General features: G+C 39.2%; 21 protein-coding genes. 19 read left to right on the top strand and 2 right to left on the bottom strand.

Annotated elements, in window-relative coordinates; genetic code table 11:
- The first annotated feature begins 5 nt into the window (after positions 1-5).
- From BI182_RS11475 to BI182_RS11465, 4 genes are read left to right on the top strand one after another with little or no spacing between them, the layout of a single operon-like run.
- Positions 6-494, top strand: coding sequence for a cell division protein SepF (locus BI182_RS11475; RefSeq protein ID WP_070371201.1), 489 nt, complete (start codon positions 6-8; stop codon positions 492-494).
- Entirely contained in the window at positions 478-771 is a 294-nt protein-coding gene (locus BI182_RS17300) for a YggT family protein (RefSeq protein WP_353744772.1), read from the top strand. The genes BI182_RS11475 and BI182_RS17300 overlap by 17 nt, the downstream gene beginning before the upstream one ends.
- Positions 772-808: 37 nt before the next feature.
- Positions 809-1,546 carry a YlmH/Sll1252 family protein gene (locus BI182_RS11470; RefSeq protein WP_286808117.1) on the top strand — a complete coding sequence of 246 codons (738 nt, stop codon included), beginning with the start codon at positions 809-811 and terminating at the stop codon, positions 1,544-1,546.
- A gap of 15 nt (positions 1,547-1,561) precedes the next feature.
- Positions 1,562-2,479 (top strand): RluA family pseudouridine synthase, encoded by a 918-nt coding sequence (locus BI182_RS11465; protein WP_286808115.1) that lies wholly within the window; start codon positions 1,562-1,564, stop codon positions 2,477-2,479.
- Between the two features lie 2 nt (positions 2,480-2,481).
- On the opposite strand, the gene BI182_RS11460 is transcribed toward BI182_RS11465, so the two are convergent.
- Positions 2,482-4,251 carry an Rqc2 family fibronectin-binding protein gene (locus BI182_RS11460; RefSeq protein WP_286808114.1) on the bottom strand — a complete coding sequence of 590 codons (1,770 nt, stop codon included), beginning with the start codon at positions 4,249-4,251 and terminating at the stop codon, positions 2,482-2,484.
- 338 nt (positions 4,252-4,589) lie between these two features.
- On the opposite strand from BI182_RS11460, the gene BI182_RS11455 reads away from it, so the two are divergent.
- From BI182_RS11455 to BI182_RS11395, 13 genes are all read left to right on the top strand, one after another.
- Positions 4,590-5,468 carry a YicC/YloC family endoribonuclease gene (locus tag BI182_RS11455; protein ID WP_084633611.1) on the top strand — a complete coding sequence of 293 codons (879 nt, stop codon included), beginning with the start codon at positions 4,590-4,592 and terminating at the stop codon, positions 5,466-5,468.
- A gap of 17 nt (positions 5,469-5,485) precedes the next feature.
- A complete protein-coding gene (gmk, locus tag BI182_RS11450; RefSeq protein WP_175440931.1) occupies positions 5,486-6,157 on the top strand; it encodes a guanylate kinase in 672 nt (223 codons plus the stop codon).
- A 2-nt stretch (positions 6,158-6,159) separates the two neighbouring features.
- A complete protein-coding gene (gene rpoZ, locus BI182_RS11445; protein ID WP_286808110.1) occupies positions 6,160-6,453 on the top strand; it encodes a DNA-directed RNA polymerase subunit omega in 294 nt (97 codons plus the stop codon).
- 10 nt (positions 6,454-6,463) lie between these two features.
- Entirely contained in the window at positions 6,464-8,854 is a 2,391-nt protein-coding gene (gene priA, locus BI182_RS11440) for a replication restart helicase PriA (protein ID WP_286808108.1), read from the top strand.
- Between the two features lie 35 nt (positions 8,855-8,889).
- On the top strand, positions 8,890-9,330 hold the full coding sequence (gene def / locus BI182_RS11435) for a peptide deformylase (RefSeq protein WP_070371208.1): 441 nt from the start codon (positions 8,890-8,892) through the stop codon (positions 9,328-9,330).
- On the top strand, positions 9,327-10,268 hold the full coding sequence (gene fmt / locus BI182_RS11430) for a methionyl-tRNA formyltransferase (RefSeq protein WP_286808106.1): 942 nt from the start codon (positions 9,327-9,329) through the stop codon (positions 10,266-10,268). The genes def and fmt overlap by 4 nt, the downstream gene beginning before the upstream one ends.
- A gap of 57 nt (positions 10,269-10,325) precedes the next feature.
- Positions 10,326-11,027: a zinc metallopeptidase gene (locus BI182_RS11425; protein WP_070371209.1), complete on the top strand. Its 702-nt coding sequence runs from the start codon at positions 10,326-10,328 to the stop codon at positions 11,025-11,027.
- Positions 11,024-12,364: a 16S rRNA (cytosine(967)-C(5))-methyltransferase RsmB gene (rsmB, locus tag BI182_RS11420; protein ID WP_286808104.1), complete on the top strand. Its 1,341-nt coding sequence runs from the start codon at positions 11,024-11,026 to the stop codon at positions 12,362-12,364. Before BI182_RS11425 ends, rsmB begins: the two co-directional genes overlap by 4 nt.
- Before the next feature lie 170 nt (positions 12,365-12,534).
- Positions 12,535-13,566: a dual-specificity RNA methyltransferase RlmN gene (rlmN, locus tag BI182_RS11415; protein WP_148636443.1), complete on the top strand. Its 1,032-nt coding sequence runs from the start codon at positions 12,535-12,537 to the stop codon at positions 13,564-13,566.
- On the top strand, positions 13,563-14,309 hold the full coding sequence (locus tag BI182_RS11410) for a Stp1/IreP family PP2C-type Ser/Thr phosphatase (RefSeq protein ID WP_070371212.1): 747 nt from the start codon (positions 13,563-13,565) through the stop codon (positions 14,307-14,309). Before rlmN ends, BI182_RS11410 begins: the two co-directional genes overlap by 4 nt.
- Positions 14,299-16,215, top strand: coding sequence for a Stk1 family PASTA domain-containing Ser/Thr kinase (gene pknB / locus BI182_RS11405; RefSeq protein WP_250932802.1), 1,917 nt, complete (start codon positions 14,299-14,301; stop codon positions 16,213-16,215). The genes BI182_RS11410 and pknB overlap by 11 nt, the downstream gene beginning before the upstream one ends.
- Positions 16,216-16,402: 187 nt before the next feature.
- A complete protein-coding gene (gene rsgA / locus BI182_RS11400) occupies positions 16,403-17,293 on the top strand; it encodes a ribosome small subunit-dependent GTPase A (RefSeq protein WP_250932800.1) in 891 nt (296 codons plus the stop codon).
- Positions 17,290-17,925, top strand: a complete 636-nt coding sequence (locus BI182_RS11395; protein WP_286808101.1) for a thiamine diphosphokinase — start codon at positions 17,290-17,292, stop codon at positions 17,923-17,925. The genes rsgA and BI182_RS11395 overlap by 4 nt, the downstream gene beginning before the upstream one ends.
- A 151-nt stretch (positions 17,926-18,076) precedes the next feature.
- On the opposite strand, the gene rpmB is transcribed toward BI182_RS11395, so the two are convergent.
- The gene (rpmB, locus tag BI182_RS11390; RefSeq protein ID WP_084505041.1) at positions 18,077-18,265 is read right to left on the bottom strand and encodes a 50S ribosomal protein L28; all 189 of its coding nucleotides are present in this window, start codon (positions 18,263-18,265) and stop codon (positions 18,077-18,079) included.
- Positions 18,266-18,403: 138 nt separating this feature from the next.
- On the opposite strand from rpmB, the gene BI182_RS11385 reads away from it, so the two are divergent.
- Both BI182_RS11385 and BI182_RS11380 read left to right on the top strand, forming a co-directional pair.
- Entirely contained in the window at positions 18,404-18,748 is a 345-nt protein-coding gene (locus tag BI182_RS11385; protein WP_070371215.1) for an Asp23/Gls24 family envelope stress response protein, read from the top strand.
- A gap of 12 nt (positions 18,749-18,760) precedes the next feature.
- On the top strand, positions 18,761-20,374 hold the full coding sequence (locus tag BI182_RS11380) for a DAK2 domain-containing protein (RefSeq protein WP_286808100.1): 1,614 nt from the start codon (positions 18,761-18,763) through the stop codon (positions 20,372-20,374).
- Positions 20,375-20,408: the final 34 nt, after the last annotated feature.

Here is a 20,408-nt window from a genome sequence, read left to right as displayed (position 1 = left end):
ATACGATGGCAGCAGAAAAATTTAAGGATAAAATTATTAAGGTTTTTGGCATGGAAGTAGACAATGAGGATGGTTACGACGAAATTTACGAGGAAGATGTATATGATGACGATGTTGAAGATACAAAAAGTGCCTTCACAGCGCCAAAAGCAAAAAAAACAACAACTTCAAGACGAAGTGAACTATCCCTCGATGACGGTCCAGAAGTCTTAGTGTTGGAACCTGAAGTTTTTAAAGATGCACCAAGTATCTGCAATAAAATAAGAAATAACAAAACAGTTGTATTGAATTTAAAAAACACTGATTATGAAAATGGTCGTAAAATATTTGATTTTTTAAGTGGAGCATTATTTGCACTAGACGGTTCAATTAATAAAATTGCAGACAATGTATTTATTTTAGCTCCAAAAGCGGTGGCGGTGTTGACTAATCCACAGCATGATGATTTGGATTTCAATGCGCCGATTTTAGAGTGGGATGAGGATATGGAATAGGTCGTTTATGATCCAAGGAATTCTCATTCAAGCCGGTAATCTATTATTTGAATTGATCACGCTTTTAATTTTTATCAACATTATTTTTAGTTGGGTGAGACCCAATCCAGATAATATTTTTGTAAAGACGATTTATGGTTTAACGGAGCCCATTTTATCGCCGTTGCGACGATTTACAATCATTGGACCATTGGATTTATCAGCCTTTGCTGCGATACTATTAATGCAGATCGTATTGTTTCCGCTTTATAAAATGGTCGTCATGTTAATATTTTAGAGTTATATTCAGATATCAAGTATTAAGGGGATGTCTAATGACAGAAAAAAAAGATACTTTTTTATTATCACGTATTACTGATGCGTGTTGTAAAAATTTTAAACCCCGATTCTTTGATTTTTATGATGAAGTGTTTCAACAAAAAATAGCGGACACCATTAAGCATAGTGGTGTCCCTTATCTATTTTTTGGAGGGCACCCGGATGCTGAGCGTAAGATGTTATGTATTTATCCGGATTATCTATCTTCAGAGGATCTGGAATGGCCCATCTTCGCCATTGAATTCGAAAAAGTGATGCCAATTGATCACCGCAATGTCTTGGGGGAACTCATGAACTTGGGAATAACTAGGGAGAGTATTGGTGATATCGATGTGGGTGATGAAAAGGTACAAATTATCATGCATCAGCGGCTACAGGAGTTCATGTGGATCAATTTCAATCAGATTAAAGGAAGGGAGATACGAACGACAATAAAGACCAGTCAGCAAATCGAAAGCTTTGAAAAGAACTACAAGCGATTGTCTGTGGTGGTTGCTTCGAACCGAATAGACGGGATCATCAATAAAATATGGGGTTTTTCGAGACAGAATAGTCTTGTTTTAATCAAACAAGGTAAACTGCGGGTGAACTACGTGGAGATATATAAAAATGATTTTCGGCTGAAATCAGGTGATATTCTGTCGCTAAGAGGTAAAGGAAAGGCAAAAATCATCAGTATGGATGAGCGGACAAAAAAAGGTAATATCCGATTAGAAGTGGATCGATATATATAAATAATGGAGGGTGTTATGACGAAAGAGCATAATGAGTATATTGTGCCAGAAGAAACCGATCAACGACTGGATCATTTTTGCAGCACGTTGTCCGGTGATTATTCAAGAGAATATATTAAACGACTTATTGCGGCAGGGGATGTTTTGGTGAATGGGCAAAAAAGGAAAGCCAGCTATCACGTTAAAACTGGTGAGATCATCACCTTGATGATTCCTGAGCCAGTTGCCTGTCATATGCAAGCAGAAGATATTGCGCTTGACATAATCTATGAAGATGATGACGTGCTGATAGTAAATAAGCCCCAGGGGATGGTCGTCCACCCAGCCCCGGGCAATAGCAGCGGTACGCTTGTAAATGGATTGCTATTTCATACTAACAATTTATCAAAGATTAATGGGGTGATGCGTCCGGGAATCGTTCACCGGATTGACAAGGATACGTCTGGGCTACTGATGATTGCGAAAAATAACGCTGCACATCGAAGTTTATCTGAACAACTCAAGGAGCATACTATTCTCAGGCGATATTATGGTCTGGTTAAAGGAAATGTCAAACCCAATCGTGGAACGGTAGATATGCCCATAGGCAGGCATGAGCAACTTCGTATAAAAATGGCGGTAGTGGAAAAAAATTCAAAAACGGCCATTACCCATTTTGAAGTGATAAAACGTTATGCCCAATACACCCTTCTTCGATTTGAACTGGAAACCGGGCGGACCCACCAAATTCGGGTGCATATGGAAAAGATCGGTCATCCATTGGCAGGAGATCCATTGTATGGGAAAGGAGACAAGAATAATCCGTTTAAAACAGAGGGGCAATGTCTCCACGCTCATACATTAGGTTTTATCCACCCGAGAACGAATGAACACCTGGTTTTCAGAGCATCAGTTCCGCCAGCATTCAAAGAAATTCTAAAAAAACTAAAATAGGTTCAATTGGTATCAGTGATGACTTCGATTGATTCAACGCCATCCTGAGTGGGGGTTACATACATGGTGTTTTGATTGGTAAAGATAACCATACCCGGTTTTGCTTTACTGGGCTTTTTTAGGTATTTAAACTCAAGATAATCGACAGGAACATTGCTTGAACCTCTTGATTTACTATACCAGGCAGCCAAATTGCCAGCTTCAAGTAAAGTTTTCTCGGTGATAAAGCGGCCACCAGCAACAATCAATACATGAGAACCAGGGGCATCTTTGACATGAAGCCAGCAATCTTCATTTTTCCCCATTTTAGTGGATATAAAGTCATTCTGATAATTATTCTTACCAACAAAAATATGGAAACCTTCAGATGAAATATAATGCAAGGGTTTAGAAGGTAGTTGTTTCTGCTTATCTTCCTTGGAGATTGCTTTTTTGTTAAATTCAGAGTGGAGAAATTCATGGCGGATTTCATCCAATTCAGCCAATTCAGTAGACTGATCCAAACTGTTGACGAGGCTTTCCAAATAATAGATTTTTTCTTCCGTTTCCAATATATAGCTGGCCAAATGTTTAAGTGCCGTTTTGCTTTTGTTGTATTTTTTATAGTAGTGCTGGGCATTTTGAGCGGGGGTTCGATTGACTTTCAAAGGAATATCGATGGTTTGGCAGTCAGGATCGTAGTAGTTGACGAGTGTGGCAATTTCCTGGCCTTTTTCAATGGCATAAATATTGGCGGTGATCAAATCGCCATACAGTTTAAATTTTTCGTTTTTATGAGATGCATCAACATCCTGTTGAAGGTTGTCAAGCTTTTTAATGTTTTTTCTAACCAGAATATCCAGTTGCTGGCGTAGATTGGCCGCCCGGGTTTTAAAGCGGAGGGCTTTGTCTCTCATAAAATAATACGCTTCAAGCATCTCTGAAATGGACGGATATGCTTCGAAACGGTGATCAGATCGTAGATAGTGAAGGTCAATGGTTGAAAAGTCCACCATTTTACGTCCGAGATAAATAATGACTGGTTCAGATTTTTGCCTGATTTCGTTGATGACTTGAGTGAACGCTTCGCACAGAAATTGTTTTTGTTTTTTTGAAAGACCAGACACACTAGTTTGAGGATCAATACCGCTCCTGAAGGCAATTTCCCGACTGATGTTGGGGCTGATGCCAAGTAAAGCCTGAACAAAGACTTTTTCCACTGAAGAATCCTTATAATCGCTCAGCAATTCATTCAAATGATTTGCGTCAAGATTGAGAAAGCTGAGACGGCTATTTTCTGGAGGGTAAACATAATCACGACCAGGAAGAATTTGGCGGTAGCGACTGGAAGTTGACCCGACTTTTTTTAGCGAATCCAGAATTTTCATCGATTCATCAACCAGAATAATATTACTGTTTCGTCCCATTATTTCAACGAGTAGTTTACGAACAACTATTTCATTAAAATCGTTTTTTGCTGTGACGGAAAGTTCCATGATCCGGTCAGTTTCATGTTGGGCAATATCAATAATGGTTCCATTTAGAAGGTATTTTCTCAATACCATGCAAAAACTAGGAGCCGCACTCGGATTTTCTTTGATCTTTTCAGTCATGTATACACGTGGATTGCTTGCATTTGCAGAGAGTAAGAGATGTTTTTTTTGATTTCCCAGGTTGACTAAAAGACGAATTTCATCAATTTCTGGTTGGTAGATTTTTCGTATGCGACCTCCAATTAAGAGGGGTTTAAATTCATTGATTAAATGATACAGGGTAACACCATCATAAGCCATAAAATGCTCCTTTCAAATCGTCGGTTCAATATAGAATGATTTTATCATGTTCTTCAAGGATGATAAAGGGTTAAAAAAAACAATGAATAAGGAATGATTAAGATAAGTAACGCCAATTTCAATAAAGTGTTCAATAAGTAGGGAATCGTTGACTTTTTCATTGAAATTCGATATAGTGTATAAATTAGGTAAGGATGAGCTGAGTTTCAGAATGCGTTAGTATCTAATAATCTTGCAGGTTCAAATGAAAACCAAATTACAAAAGCTGTTGCCTGGTATTTCGCTTAACTGGTCATGTGGAATTTGCCGGGTGGATTTAATGGAAATGGAGAAACATCATGAAAAGTATGACGGGCTTTGGGCGGAAAGATTATCGCGATGAGGAAGTCGATTGTTCAATTGAGATTAAGACAATTAACCATCGATTCAGAGATTTTTTTATAAAAATTCCAAAAACCCTCAATCCAATCGAAGAAAAAATCAGAAATACTGTTTCACAAAGCATTGCAAGAGGACGAGTTGAAATATTTATAAAATATTCGGAATTGGGCACAAAAAATCGTCGGATCGTTTTCAATCGAGATTTAGCCCAAAACTATATTTCGGTACTTAACGAAATTCGCCGACTTGATTCAATGATTGGGGATGATCTGAGCTTATCTTTGATTTCAAAGTTTCCGGATGTCATTATGGTTGAAGAAGACATTGATGATTATGAAAGCATCTGGTCAAAAATAAAACCGGTTTTAGAAAAAACATTGGAAGAAGTTGAAGATAGCCGAAAACGTGAAGGAAATGCATTGAAACTCGATGTAGTCAATCGTTGCTGTATTGTTCGAAATTATGTCGAAAATATTCGAGAAAAAAGTCCGGATATGCTGGAACGATATAAAAATGAACTTCGAGAAAAGATTTCCTCCTATGTTGAATCGGTGGAAATAGATGAAAAACGTTTATTGACTGAGGTCGCTCTGATGACGGATAAATTGAATATTGATGAGGAGTTAACTCGACTGCAAAGCCATTTAGACCGATTAGAAGGGATGGTTGAAGAAACCGAACCAGTAGGAAGAAAACTGGATTTTCTGATACAGGAAGTAAATCGGGAAATCAATACCATTGGTTCAAAAGCCAGCGACTTAGCTATTGCTAATATTGTGGTTGATGTTAAAAGTGAGATTGAAAAAATAAGAGAACAAATACAAAATATTGAGTAGGGGTGTTAAATAAATCTATGAGTGATTGTCCAGTAATAAACACAGAATTAAAAGAAGAACAATTAACCGAGCCGTTTTTCGAGCGAGAAAAAGGGATTCTCATTGTAATATCAGGACCATCCTGTGCTGGCAAGGGAAGTGTTTGTAAGATTATTTGTCGAAAAAACCCGGATCTTCGGCTGTCAATTTCTGAAACAACGCGTCAGCCCAGAAATAGTGAGAAGCATGGACGGGAATATTTTTATATCTCCAAAGAAAGCTTTGAAGAAAGAATAAAAAAGGGACAATACCTGGAATATGCAACAGTTTATGAGAACTACTATGGAACACCAAAAGATTACGTAGAAAACTTATTGGAATCCGGCTTTGATGTGATTCTGGAAATTGATATTCAGGGTGCTGCAAAGGTGCGAACCAACTATAAAGAAGGGATTTATATTTTTATTGTACCGCCATCCATGCAGGAACTTAGACGTCGCATCGAAGAGCGGGGAACTGAAAGCAAAGAACAAATGGAAATGCGTTTAAATTGTGCATACGAAGAAATGAAAAATGCGGATGACTATAGTTATATTGTCATAAATGATGACTTAAACGACGCCGCTCAGCGGGTACAAAGTATTATTACGGCTGAAAAATGCCGAACGGAACGATTGAAAAATAAAATTGAAGATATACTTGGGAGGTAACAATGCGATATCCAGCATTAAATGATTTGATTAACAAGGCAGAAAATAAATATTCTTTGGTTTTGGCAACAGCAAAACGAGCAAGAGAAATAGTGGATGGAGATGAACCACTGGTAAAAATTAAAATCGATAATCCGGTCACCATTGCAACAAACGAGATTGCCGAAGAAATGATCCACTGCGTCCATAAGACAGCTGAACCAGAGTCGTTACAACATTTTGAGATGGTTAACGAATCACATTCAACCTTATTAAAAAGTGGCGAAACAGAAGAGTTACCAACAATAATCGAATAGGATTCAAACTGTGAAAATAGCCGAAGTTTTTTTAAACCAGACAAACAAACGAATCGATCATGCTTATGATTATCGTGTTCCAGTGCATCTGGAATTGGTAACTCAGGAGGGGATCCGGGTTGTTGTGCAGTTTGGTATCGGAAATCGGCAGGTTGAAGCTTTTATCACAAAAATCAAAGAAACGACAGATTACTCAGGTAAAATCAAAGAGATTATAGAAAATATCGATATGGAACCAATATTGAATAGAGAACAAATAGAATTGTGTCTTTGGATGAAGACCGTCTATTGTTCTTTATTTTATGAGGCCCTCTCGTATTTTACGATGGCAGTACAAATCAAGCAAGAAATTGATTATTACCGGAATTATGAAAAACTTGACTTAGATTTAAAGCAAAACTGGTTTATTGAGCATTATTTTGACAATGCGAATGAAGTCCTCCCATTAAAGAAAGTTAAGCCTGAAGATCGCATTATTTTAGCAGAACTGATTAAAAAGAAGGCTGTGTACTCTAAAAAAAGCTGGAAAAAAATAAGCGACCCAGAGAGCAGAAAAAAGTCGATCCAATCGAGCTATCATCTTACTGCTATGGGGCGGGAGGCTTTAAAGCAGGATAAAAAATTTGGAAAAAAGCAGTGCGAGTTAATGGAGTATCTACTCCGTAGCGATATGAAGGGTGAAGATTTAAAAATAATTACAGCCCAGTATAAAAAAAGTCTCGAGCCTTTAATAAAAAAAGGATATGTTTGTGTTAATAAGACAGCATCACAAGAGCAGCCTCTCAATCTGAGTGCTGCAGGCTATGAACATCAATCAGTTATCTTAACACACAACGAACAGCGCAGTTACAACCAATACCAGGCATTAACGAAACAAACTTCCGGGGTTTTTTTTCACGTTTTTGACGCAGTGAGTAAATATCGCTTGTTTTTCAAGGCAATCGAAGATCAATTAAAAGCGAATCGCTCATCGGTTGTCATCTTTCCGGAAATCAATATGACATTTCAGAGAATGGAAATGTTCTACAAATACTTTGGAAACAAGGTTGGCGTTTTTCACGGACAGCTCAGCCCGAAGCAACGAACTGAATTATATTTGCGGATTCGATCCGGGGAAATAAAGGTGATAATTGGGGTTCGTTCAGCGGTGTTTCTACCGTATGTTAATCTCGGCTTGATCATTATTGACGATGAGCATGATTCGTCTCATAACAGCATTTCGATGCCTCAATTTCATATCACTGATATCGCTAAAAAAGCGAGTGAAATAATGGGGGCTTTTTATATTATTGCAGACAATATCCCGAGGGTCGCCACGTGGTATCGAATTGAAAAAAAAGAGCTGGCAGTCATTCAAATTGGTGAAGAGCCACGATTCCGCCATGCCATTGAAATCATCGATATGCAAAAAGAAATGCACCAGGGCAATATGGGAATATTGAGCAGAACGCTGCTTCGATATCTCCAATCGGGCATTGAACAAAAGAGAATGAGTGTACTGTTTATCAATAACTTAGGCTATGCAAACAGCATTCTATGCAGAGAATGTGGTCATGTTGAAAAATGCCCTCATTGCGGTGTTTCGTTAAAATATTTAAATCACGATCATTCACTTCTATGTCATTACTGTGGATATAAGAAGGCTGTTCCAGTGCTATGTTCGGAATGTGGTAGCGACAAAGTCAGACACATGGGCTACGGTATTGATCAATTGGAAGAGTATCTTAAAAAGGTTTTTTCAGGTGTCCGGATCGCTACCGTACAAGGAAATATGAAACGATCTGACATTAAAAAAATTAATAAGAGCATTGCCAGTGGTGAATTTGATATTTTAATCGGAACCCAGGTTATTAATAAACATTTTAATTTATCCAATATAAGCGTTGCGGCAGCCGTTCTTATTGATCGAGATCTTAATCAGGGGAACTATCAGGCTTCGGAAAATGTCTATCAGATGTATAGCCGATTTTTTGCTAAAGCCATGGATAACAAAACAAAAGGAGTGATTCAAACCAACGAACCAGAAAATGATACAATCTACTCGATCAAGAATGAGAGTTTTCTGGAGTTTTATCGCAGCGAAATTCACTACCGTCAATTAATGCATTACCCGCCGACTGTTAAGATGATCAGTTTGAGTGTGTTTCATAAGAAAGAAAGTGAAGCCGAAAACGACTCAGTTCGGCTCTATGTTTCTATTAAGGAAGAACTAAAAGCATTTGGAATGGGACAGGCTGTTTATAAACCGGTGCGAATTGGTGTAACTAGAGGTGGCAATATCACCTACCAAATTGTCATAAAAACGGCTAAACAAAGTGTTTTTCAGAATTTAATGTCAAAAATTATCAGACTTGGTATAATAGAAGCACTTAAATCTAAAGTATCTATTCAGATTAACTAACAATTATTGTATTAAACATGAATCAGGAGGAAGAAATGGCAATTCGACAAATCAGGATCGATGATGATCCAATTCTCAGAAAAAAATCTCGAGTGATCGAGGAGATTGACGAAAAAATAAAAGTATTAAATGCTGACATGGTGGAAACCATGAATAAAGCTGAGGGGGTTGGTTTGGCAGCACCTCAGGTCGGGATCTTAAAACGTTTGTTTATTGTCGACGTTGGAGATGGACCAATGACCTTTATTAATCCTACCATCATCTCTACAGATGGAGAAGCAGAGGATGAAGAGGCCTGCCTCAGCCTTCCTGAACAATCGGGTTTGGTAAAACGGCCAGAATCACTCGTCGTTGAAGCAACCGATTTGGACGGCAAAGTTTTTCAGCTCTTTTGTTCGGATTTGCTGGCACGGGCTGTTTGCCATGAGCTCGATCACCTTGATGGGATCTTATTTACTGATCGTGTCGAAAAATGAAAAATATCAAAGTGATATTCATGGGTACCACAGATTTTGGTGTCCCAGCCCTGGAAAGCCTTGTAGCTGCGGGGTATGAGGTTCAAGCTGCTGTATGCCAACCGGATCGACCAAATAAAAGGGGAAAAAAGGTTGAGATATTACCATTGAAAGCCAAGGCATTAGAGCTTGGTATTACAGTTCTACAGCCTGAAAAAATCAGGGACACCCAATTTGTAGAAGTATTGAAAAACTTTCAGTCGGATATCTTCGTTGTTGCTGCGTATGGACAGATTCTGTCCAGAGAAATTTTGGAAATACCGAACTATGGGTCATTAAATATTCATGGCTCGCTTTTACCGGATTATCGGGGTGCGGCACCAATTCAACGAGCGATCATTGATGGAAAGAAAAAAACTGGCGTCACCATTATGTTGATGAGCGAAGGGATGGACACCGGCGATATGTTATCAAAAGCAGAATATCCGATTACGGAATCCACCACCTTTTTGGATCTTTATCGGAGTTTATCACTTTTGGGAGGGCACTTGCTAATTGAAACCATGGAAAAGTTTCTGGCGGGGGCATTAAAACCAGTTCCTCAAGATAATTCAGTGGCCACCTATGCCGAGAAGATACTTAAAGATACCGGGTACATCAATTGGCACAAAAGCAGCCGAGAAATACTGTATTTAATAAATGGTACTGATCCTGTGCCTGGAGCGTATATCGTATATAATGATGAAAAAATCAAATGTTTTTCTCCGGAGATCGTAATCTGGGAAGGTCATGAAAAGCCTGGAACGATTGTTATCGCCGATGATCGGGAGGGTCTTGTCATTAAAACCCAGGACGGTGCCTTAAGAATTGGATCAATTCAGGCGCCAGGAAAAAAGCGGTTGGAAGCCACTGTTTTTTTACGTGGGAGAAAGATGGCAATTGGAACTATTTTAAACTAGCCTAAGCAGATCTTTAGAAAATTGTGCTAGCATTACAAAAAGATCAGGAGGAATACAATGTTTATTTTAGACTATTATTGGACGATGCTGATACTTGTGCCGGGTATTATTTTTGCAGCTTATGCTCAGTATCAGGTAAGTAGCGCTTACAAGGCTTATAGCAAGGTGCCGACAAAAAATGGGATGACAGGGGCGGATGCTGCTCGACGTTTATTAAATGCTAATGGCTTAAATAGCGTTTCAATTGAAAATATAGCCGGGAATTTAACTGATCACTACGATCCGCGGAATAAAACTATGCGTTTATCATCTGGCGTTGGGCAACAGGCTAGCGTGGCCGCAGTTGGCATTGCCGCTCATGAAACTGGTCATGCTATTCAGGATAAAGAAGGGTACTGGCCGCTTAAGTTTCGAGGTTTCATTGTGCCAGTTACCGGTTTTGCAACGAATATTGCCTGGCCTATTTTTTTTATTGGCCTATTCTTTGGGCAAGCTTCTGGTTGGGGGACGATGTTTATGAATCTGGGTATTCTACTCTTTTCATTTAGCCTCTTGTTTACCGTGATCACCCTACCAGTAGAATTTAATGCCAGCAAACGTGCGATTGCTGCACTCGCTGAAAACAATCTGCTACAACCAGGCGAAGAGGTTGGTGTAAAAAAGGTTCTAAGAGCAGCGGCCCTCACTTATGTTGCGGCTGCGCTGATGTCTTTACTAACGTTAATTAGACTAATTATATTAAGAGGTTCAAGAGATTGAAAAACATTCGAAAATTGGCACTGGAAACCCTACTAAAAATTGACTACGATGGGGCTTATTCTAACTTGGAAATTAAGAGAACCCTGCAACGCTTCCCGATAAAAGATGATGATCGTCGACTATATCTTACTATTGTGTATGGCTGTCTTCAAAATCAGATCTACCTGGATTACTTGATTACGCAGCAAAGCAGTCGACCAGTAAAAAAGTTACACAAAGAGGTCAGTGAGATACTAAGAATCGCCATCTATCAACTTTATTTTTTGGATAAAATTCCCAATTATGCAATTGTCAATGAAGCGGTCAATTTAGCTGCTGAAATCCAACCTCAGGCCAAGGGTTTTATTAATGGTGTGTTGCGAAACATCATGCGAAAAATCGATGAAAACGGAAGAGAATTCAAGTTTGAAAATTGGGACAATGAAAAAGAAGCGTTATCGATTCGCTATTCTGTACCACTATGGATCGTACATAAGTATTATGAAGCCTATGGAGCTGAAAAGGCTGAAGCAATTATGCCGATGCTGAATGAAAAACCTCCCTTTACCGTACGCTGTAATACTTTAAAAACATCAAAAGAACAACTGATTCAAGATTTGCAACAGGTTGGTGTCGATGCGATACCGGCAGGCTTTTCGCCAAATGCCATTCATCTGACAAACTTGGGAATTTTTGAGAGTAATATTGAAAATTCCCGCTTATACAGAGATGGTCATTTTTCGATTCAGGATCAGGCGGCGATGCTGACAGTGGAGCGATTGAATCCACAGCCAGGTGACCGGGTTTTGGATATGTGTGCAGCGCCCGGCGGTAAAACTATGTATTTAAGCGAGATGATGAATAATTCTGGGGAAATCGTTGGTCGCGATGTTTATGGCAGTCGGTTGAAACTGGTTGAACAAAGTGCAAGTCGGCTAGGTTGTACCAACATCAGACTAGAAGAACAGGACGGTTGTGAGTATTCGCCAATCGATGAAGCTTCATTTGATAAAATCTTATTGGATGCTCCCTGCACCGGACTTGGAGTCATCAGACGTAAACCAGAGATAAAATATCGTAGTACCAAGGAAGGACGTAAAGCACTTGTTAAAATTCAGAGTACCTTACTGGAAAATGCTGTTCGATATTTAAAACCCGGTGGGGAGCTACTCTATTCAACCTGTACCATTAATAAAGATGAAAATGAAAATCAAATCGGAAAGTTATTAATTAAATTTCCTCAGTTACAGATCATTCCCGATGAACATGGAAGTAACTATACTTATACAAGTCCGTTAATGGAAGGTAGTGACTGTTTTTTTATGTGTCGATTAAAAAAAATGGATGTTTACGAATAGATGGGGTCAAATGAGTGATATTTTGAAATAATGTCCAATTTGAACAAAAAAGAGCTAAAAAAGGAGAATTGAAAAAATTTGAATTTGATCGGTTCTTTTGATATAATAGATCAATCTATGTTAAACATCTCATTGAGTGTAAGGTCTCTCTAATTGTATAGGAGTAAAACATGAAGGAAAATATTTTTGGCAGAGACATCCATGAGTGTGAAGCGCTCATGGTAAGTTTAGGTGAGGCCAAATATCGTGGGAAACAGTTATATCAATGGTTATATGAAAAAAAATGCGAAAAATTCAGTGAGATGACTAACTTTTCCAGTAGTTTGAGAAAAAAATTATCGGATCAGTATGATTTGTTACATAGTAAAATCGAAACCACGCAAGCTGATCCGCATGATGGTACAAAGAAATATTTGATTGAGTTGGAAGACCATCAATACATTGAAGCTGTGTTAATGCACTATGGACATGGTGCTTCGTTATGTGTGTCAACACAAGTTGGATGTAATATGGGTTGCAAATTCTGTGCTTCCACAAAGGGTGGAAAAATCAGAGATTTATGCGCTGGTGAAATACTGGATCAGATCTATTTAGTGGAAAAAAAAGAAAAACTGCGAATTTCAAATGTCGTAATTATGGGAATTGGCGAGCCACTTGAAAATTATCATGAAGTAATCAAATTTATTCGAATTGCAAATTCGGGGTTTGGAATCGGGCAACGAAAAATCAGTCTTTCAACCTGTGGGATTATTCCGGGAATTGAAGCTTTAGCAGAAGAAGATCTTCAGATAAATCTGGCTATTTCACTTCATTCAGTTTTTCCAGACCGTCGAAAGATGTTAATGCCCATTGCCAAACGCTATGATTTCGAACCTCTGATGGATGCCTGCAAAGCTTATTTTACTAAGACGGGAAGACGTATCACCTATGAATATGCTCTAATTGATGGTTATAATGACCGGGATGAAGATATTGGAGAACTCATTAAACTACTCAAAGGAAGTCAAAACCACCTGAATTTAATTGGTTTGAATGAGATTCAAGAAACGTCTTTAAAAGAGAGTCCCCGAATGAATTATTTTCTTGGGGAGCTGACACGACATGGGATTAATGTTACGATGCGACGAAAAATGGGAAGAGAAATTGATGCTGCATGTGGTCAACTTCGAAAAAAAAGATATGAGGATAAGGTGAGTGTATGAAATGTGCCTACGGATCCAATGTTGGATCACTAAGAAAGGTAAATCAAGATGCCTACTTGGCAGCAACCATAAAAAACGTTGATCGTATTTCTTATGTTTTTGCAGTTGCGGATGGCTTGGGAGGCCATCGCAGTGGAGAAATAGCCAGCAGAACAGCGGTGGATTTTATTAAAAATAATCTTTCCGGGATTAAAAATTACTTTGACCCGGAAGAAATGATGTCTTTTGTAAAATCCATTAATCTGGAACTAAAAAAAATAGGTGATGATGAACCCGCACGTTTGGGCATGGCAACCACCCTAACCATGTGTATCGTTGACGGGAATTATTTATGTATTTGCCATGTTGGCGACAGTCGAACTTATAGTATCACAGCCGACGAAATAATTCGATTAACAAAAGATCACTCGCTGGTTCAGATTCTGGTGGATGAAGGCAAGATAACTCAGGAAGAAGCCGAAATACATCCTCAAAAAAATGTTATTACCCGAGCACTAGGAACTGATAACTCTGTGAATGTGGATTTTTATCGATATGAAATAAACCCTCAAGCAACATATCTGATTTGTTCGGACGGGCTTTTTAATATGGTCTGTGATCAGGATATTAAGACCGTAGTTATGGAAAATAGTCTGGAAGATGCAGCAAAAAAACTCATCGATCTGGCAAACATAAACGGAGGCAAAGACAATATTACTGTCGTTTTATTCAAGCCTCTGGAAGGAGTGCCTAATGCTCAGTAGAACCTTAGGAAAACGTTATGAAATTGTCGAGCTGATCGGCCGTGGCGGTATGGCCTATGTATACAAAGCTCGGGATCTAAAACTAAATCGTTATGTGGCAGTTAAAGTGCTTCGTGAAGAGTATACTGAAAACGAACAGTTTATAAAAAAATTTGATCGGGAATCTCAGGCGGTAGCCTGTTTATCCCATCCCAATATAGTCGGTGTTTATGATGTTGGCGTCCAGGATAATATTTACTACATTATTATGGAATACGTTGATGGGATTACCCTGAAACAATATTTAATGCGAAAAGGGCGTTTGGACTATACCGAAGCAACCCGGTTTGTAATGGATATTTCCAATGCATTGCGCTGTGCTCACGAGAACAAAATCATTCATCGGGATATTAAACCTCATAATATTCTGTTAACTCGGGATCTGGTTCCCAAAGTTGCCGATTTTGGAATCGCTCGGGCGATTACCAGTTCGACGGTGACGATGACCAATCAAACCATGGGTTCGGTTCATTATATATCTCCGGAACAAGCCAAGGGCGGCTTTGTGGATGAACGCTCAGATCTTTATTCCCTGGGTATTTTATACTATGAATTATTAACGGGTAAGCTGCCCTTTGATGAAGAAAATACGGTGACAATTGCAATTAAGCACATCCAGGAAGAGATTGTCCCACCAAAATTATTGGAACCCAAAATACCAGAACGGGTCAATCAGATTGTCGTGAAACTGACTCAAAAGAAGCCCGACGAACGGTATCAGAATACTGACGAACTGATGGAAGATCTTGAGTCGGTATTGGAAAATATGAGTTTTGGAGCAGGTGACGGCAATCACCTCGGTAATGATACACACATTATCCGGGAGGGGCTTTTTCATGTTGAAAACACCGGTAGCCATGCAACGGTTCAGCCTGAAGAAGAAGATGATGATGACTATTATTATGAAACGCCAAAAGAAACGGCTGCCAGAAAGAAGAAACGTAAGATCATTCTGATTTCGGTTTTTGCAGCCGTAGCGATCATTGCTATGGGCGTTATGGCCTTTGCCTTCTTTTCAGGAAAGACGGTTGAGGTTCCAGACATAAAAGGCAAAACAACAGACGAGGCAAAAACGGCACTGGAAAAATTGGATCTGGTTTTGGAAGTTGAAAAAGAAGTTTATAACGCCGATGTCGAAGCGGGGCTAATCATTACTCAAAACCCGGAAAGCGGCAAGGAATTACAAAGTGGGAAGACCGTTAAGGTTACTGTCAGTAAAGGCGTAAAGACCGGAACGATCCCATCAGTTATTGGACTAAGTGAAACCGAAGCAGTAAAAGCGATCGAAGCGGCTAATTTTGTGGTCGGTGAAATAAAGCGTGAATACAACAGTAACTATAATGCTGAGATTGTCTTCCAAATGAATCCCAATGGCAACACAACGGCCAATGAAGGAACTAAAGTGACAATATATGTAAGCAAGGGTGAGGATCTGGTTACAGTACCCAGCGTTGTCGGTCAGACCGAAGCGGATGCCAAAAGCACCATCACAAATGCGGGGTTGACTGTTGGAACGATTACCCATGAAACCAGTACCGATTATGCTAAAGGCATGGTTATGAAACAGTCTCCTACTGATGGAAATCAAGTTTCGAAAGGCTCAGAAATAGCGATCGTGGTGAGTAGCGGTAAGGTCTCTACTCAGAAATTGACGATTGATTTAAGTGAATATATCCAAACCACACCGGCAAAATCAGTCAAGGTTAAGGTTGTATTAACTGCAGCAGATAAAACTGAGACAGTGATTTACGAGGGAACAAATATGTCAGACGATGTTTTTTCAGTTAATGTTGAGGGCGTTGGTCGAGAAACCTATGAAGTGTTTATCGATGGATCCAGTGTTGGGACAGGCTACATTGACTTTTGATTCGATGTGACTGCTAAAGACGTGTTTTTATAGTATTTACGGGTTTATACAACAATTAAGCATTCAATTCGTACATTTCAATGAAAGGTTCGACAAAAACGATGTTTCAATTGGTTGTAGAAACCCGTATTTAATTTAAAAAAGTGTGATGAGTACACAAAGTAAGTGTGAAAAAGGAGGGGTGATATTGATAGTTAACGAACAGGAAATTGGCAAAATAATCAAGGGAATCGGTGGATTTTATTATGTGAAAGCTGATAAAAGCCATGACATATTGGAGTGCAAGGCGAGAGGTGTATTACGGCATCAGAAAATCATTCCTACCGTTGGCGATGAGGTGATGATTCAATCAGATAATCCCGGGGAATGGATGATTGAGTCGATTAAGCCCCGAAAAAACATTTTTGTAAGACCGCCAGTGGCTAATGTTGATATTGGCCTTATTGTTTTCTCGATGACTAATCCAAAACCGAACCTACTCTTGCTTGACATGCTTTTAATCAGTTCAGAGATACAAAATGTAAAGCCGGTTGTCTGCTTCACAAAACGAGATTTAACAACGACTGAAGAGGAACTGGCGATAAAGGCAATCTACGAGAAAACCCCCTATCAGTTGTTTTTTTTCAGTAAAAACGATACGGATACCTTGGATAGGATTATTGCAGAAATAGGTGGAAAAACAGCATTTATGGCTGGCCCTTCGGGTGTTGGAAAGTCGACGATGGCAAATTATTTATGTGCTGATCAAACGATGGAAACTGGGGCTTTAAGCCAAAAATTAAAACGAGGAAAACATACAACCCGACATGTCGAGCTTCTGGAAACTAAGAATGGGGGTTATTTATTGGATACTCCGGGGTTTTCATCCTATCAAATTTCTGAAATGATTAAACCAGAGGAACTGCGGGAATATTTTCCAGAGTTTTCTCAAGGGAAGTGTCGCTTTAAAAGCTGTCTCCATAAGGATGAACCAGGCTGCGATATCAAAAATTCTGTTGAATCAGGAATCATCAGCGTAGCTCGATACGAGCACTATTTAAGTTTACTGGAAGAAATTAAGAAGGATCAATATCGATGAAAGTGATCATTTTTACGAACGGAGAATACAAGAGTAAAGATTTTTATGAGACATATATAAATAAAGTAAAGGCAGACTATCTGATTTGTGCAGATGGCGGTGCAAATTTTGCCAGAGAACTAAAACTAAAGCCAAATATTATTATCGGTGATATGGATTCAATTACCGCCGAAACCAGCGAATATTACAAAGCGGTACAACTTGAGATGTACCCACAAAAAAAGGACGAAACAGACACAGAACTGGCAATCATGCATGCGATCAAACGTGGCGCAGATAAAGTGATTGTGCTTGGTGGTTTGGGATCCCGGATGGATCATAGTATTGCAAATATCTATTTACTGAAACGTTTCACGGATGTTAACATCGAAGCTGAGATTGTAAATGAAAATAATCAAATCAGATTACTTGGAAAAACAACAGAATTGAGCTTTCCAATTGGCACGATTGTATCGATTTTGCCGATTGGTGAAAATGTTACGGGACTGACAATTACCGGTTTTGAGTATCCGATTACTGCAGGGGAAATGAGTGTAGATAAACCATATGGCATCAGTAATGTTGTAAATCGAAATTCTCAGCAAATTTCTTTTGAACAGGGGCTGTTGATGGTCATTGCTTCAGAAGACTAGTTTATGTGCAAAGGGAAATAACCAGAGGATTGTAGCTTTGGTGAGTATCAGACAATGACCAAACGAGCAAAAACCCGTCTGGCATATTGTCTAAAACAAGAAAAAAGAGTCTGTAAAGACTCTTGAACAATGGTTCCGAAGAAATAAGAGACTAGGCTCTTTCGACTTTACCGGATCTCAGACAACGTGTACAAACACTAATTCGTTGTGGTGTGCCTTCAATTACAACTTTTACTCTTTGTAAATTGGGTTTCCAAACTCGTTTATTGTGTTTATTTGAATGACTAACCTGGTTGCCACTTACAACGGTTTTTTTACATACAAAACATTCTTTAGCCATGACATAACCTCCCTTACGCTTACCTTTTATAAAACAAGGTGTATTATATCATAAAAATTAAAAATAATGCAATAGAAATTTTGACTTAAGTCGAATTATTATGTAAAATAGAGAGATAATAATAGAAGGAGCAATTCGATGAAAATAAATAATGAGTTAGGATATATTGATATTACCCGAAAAGCAATTGCGGATATCGCTGGAAACGCAGCCATGGAATGCTATGGTCTGGTGGGGATGGCTCATAAACGGGGAAAAGATGGTTTGATTGAGATTCTCTCAGGTGACCAGGCGAACAAAGGTGTTGGTGTAATCATCGAAGATGATCGATTAGTGATTGATCTTTATGTTATTGTAGAGTATGCCATTAAAATTTCAGTTGTTGCTGAAAACATCATATCTAATGTAAAATATCGGGTGGAAAAAGAAACCGGTTTAAAAGTCAAACGCATTTCTGTAAATGTTGTAAGCGTGCGTGTGTAAATGGAGGACAGAATGAAAACCCAGACAATAGACGGTGAAATGCTCATAAAAATGTTTCGTTATGGGGCGAAAAATCTTGAAATAAATAAACGAATTGTTGATGAACTCAATGTATTTCCAGTGCCGGATGGCGATACAGGAACCAATATGTCACTTACCTTTAATCATTCTGTTTCAGAGTTTGACAAGATTGAAAAAGTGAATGTCTACAGTGTAGCCAAATCGGCTTCATCGGGGGCTTTAATTGGGGCTCGGGGAAATTCGGGTGTTATCCTCTCGCAGTTGCTAAGAGGTTTTGCTGAAGGTTGTAAAACCCAGGAAGATCTGGATATTGTTTCATTGGCGGGGGCTTTAAAGTTGGCGGCTGATGTGGCCTATAAGGCGGTAATGAAACCCACGGAAGGGACAATTCTCACCGTAGCCCGGGAAATGGGTGAGTTCGCCATGGCGAAATACGAAGCTTATGACAACTTGGAAAGCTTTATCGCAGATGTTATTCATCATGGTCGGGTTACTCTGGATAAAACTCCGGATATGCTTCCAGTGTTAAAAGAAGCTGGTGTGGTTGATGCTGGCGGCCAAGGGCTGATTTGTATTGTCGAAGGTGCTCTCAAGGCACTTCTAAACGAAGAATTGGGTGTGGAACTGGAGATCAAGCCAAGTAATCTGGATAAGTTTGTGGATGACTCCCACATGAAGCCGGAAGATATTACATTCGGTTATTGCACAGAGTTTATTATCCAGGGAGCTGCAGAAATAGATGAAAGCGATTTGAGAGCATATCTGAATACACTTGGTGACAGCGTGGTTGTTGTTAAGGATGATGCCATCATCAAGGTTCACTTACACACGGATAACCCAGGTCTGGCATTGGAACGGGCGGGCAGTCTTGGAAGCCTGATTCGGATTAAAATTGATAACATGCGCGAGCAGTTTGCCGCCAAGGGAAGCAAACCGGATGAAGCACAGATACCCTATGGTTTTATCGCTGTTTCTCCGGGTGATGGATTAACTAAAATATTCAAAGATCTTGGTGTGACCCGGGTTATTTCAGGAGGTCAGACGATGAATCCCAGTACTCAGGATTTTTTGAATGAAGTGGATAAATTAAATGCTGAAACCATTTTTATTTTCCCCAACAACAGCAATATTATTATGGCGGCTAAGCAGGCCAGTGAAATTTCAGATAAACAGGTTCACGTAATTGCCGCTAAAAATATTCCTCAATGCATCGCTGCCATGCTGGCATTTTCGCCAGAGACAAGTCCGCAAGAGAATGTAGCAACCATGTCGGAAGTCATTAATCATGTGGTGACCGGAGAAGTCACTTATGCTGTCAGAGACACCAAAATTAATGGTCTTAAAATAAAAAAATCAAATGTAATTGGGATAACCGGAGGGGAAATCAAATTTACAGGAAAGAGTATTAAAGAAGTCACTGAAGAACTGCTAAGCGATATGGTTGATGAGGAAAGTGAGCTGATATCAATTTACTATGGAAAGGATGTTTCGGAAGAAGATGCCCACATCCTGGCTGCTGAGCTGGCAGACAGTTTCGAGGAATGTGATGTGGAAATGCATTATGGTGGGCAACCACTATATTATTATATTGTCTCGGTGGAGTAATATCAATTCGCAATTATTTATAAAGTATCACGAG

Source organism: Acetobacterium sp. MES1 (assembly GCF_002237635.1).
Lineage (GTDB): Bacteria > Bacillota > Clostridia > Eubacteriales > Eubacteriaceae > Acetobacterium > Acetobacterium wieringae.
Note: the sequence above shows the minus strand (reverse complement) of the source record. Positions and strands in the feature narration are given on the sequence as shown.

Coding starts and splice junctions, on each gene's coding strand:
- BI182_RS11475 (WP_070371201.1), top strand. CDS start 6: ATGGCAGCAGAAAAATTTAAGGATAAAATTATTAAGGTTTTTGGCATG.
- BI182_RS17300 (WP_353744772.1), top strand. CDS start 478: ATGAGGATATGGAATAGGTCGTTTATGATCCAAGGAATTCTCATTCAA.
- BI182_RS11470 (WP_286808117.1), top strand. CDS start 809: ATGACAGAAAAAAAAGATACTTTTTTATTATCACGTATTACTGATGCG.
- BI182_RS11465 (WP_286808115.1), top strand. CDS start 1,562: ATGACGAAAGAGCATAATGAGTATATTGTGCCAGAAGAAACCGATCAA.
- BI182_RS11460 (WP_286808114.1), bottom strand. CDS start 4,251: ATGGCTTATGATGGTGTTACCCTGTATCATTTAATCAATGAATTTAAA.
- BI182_RS11455 (WP_084633611.1), top strand. CDS start 4,590: ATGAAAAGTATGACGGGCTTTGGGCGGAAAGATTATCGCGATGAGGAA.
- gmk (WP_175440931.1), top strand. CDS start 5,486: ATGAGTGATTGTCCAGTAATAAACACAGAATTAAAAGAAGAACAATTA.
- rpoZ (WP_286808110.1), top strand. CDS start 6,160: ATGCGATATCCAGCATTAAATGATTTGATTAACAAGGCAGAAAATAAA.
- def (WP_070371208.1), top strand. CDS start 8,890: ATGGCAATTCGACAAATCAGGATCGATGATGATCCAATTCTCAGAAAA.
- fmt (WP_286808106.1), top strand. CDS start 9,327: ATGAAAAATATCAAAGTGATATTCATGGGTACCACAGATTTTGGTGTC.
- BI182_RS11425 (WP_070371209.1), top strand. CDS start 10,326: ATGTTTATTTTAGACTATTATTGGACGATGCTGATACTTGTGCCGGGT.
- rlmN (WP_148636443.1), top strand. CDS start 12,535: ATGAAGGAAAATATTTTTGGCAGAGACATCCATGAGTGTGAAGCGCTC.
- BI182_RS11410 (WP_070371212.1), top strand. CDS start 13,563: ATGAAATGTGCCTACGGATCCAATGTTGGATCACTAAGAAAGGTAAAT.
- pknB (WP_250932802.1), top strand. CDS start 14,299: ATGCTCAGTAGAACCTTAGGAAAACGTTATGAAATTGTCGAGCTGATC.
- BI182_RS11395 (WP_286808101.1), top strand. CDS start 17,290: ATGAAAGTGATCATTTTTACGAACGGAGAATACAAGAGTAAAGATTTT.
- rpmB (WP_084505041.1), bottom strand. CDS start 18,265: ATGGCTAAAGAATGTTTTGTATGTAAAAAAACCGTTGTAAGTGGCAAC.
- BI182_RS11385 (WP_070371215.1), top strand. CDS start 18,404: ATGAAAATAAATAATGAGTTAGGATATATTGATATTACCCGAAAAGCA.
- BI182_RS11380 (WP_286808100.1), top strand. CDS start 18,761: ATGAAAACCCAGACAATAGACGGTGAAATGCTCATAAAAATGTTTCGT.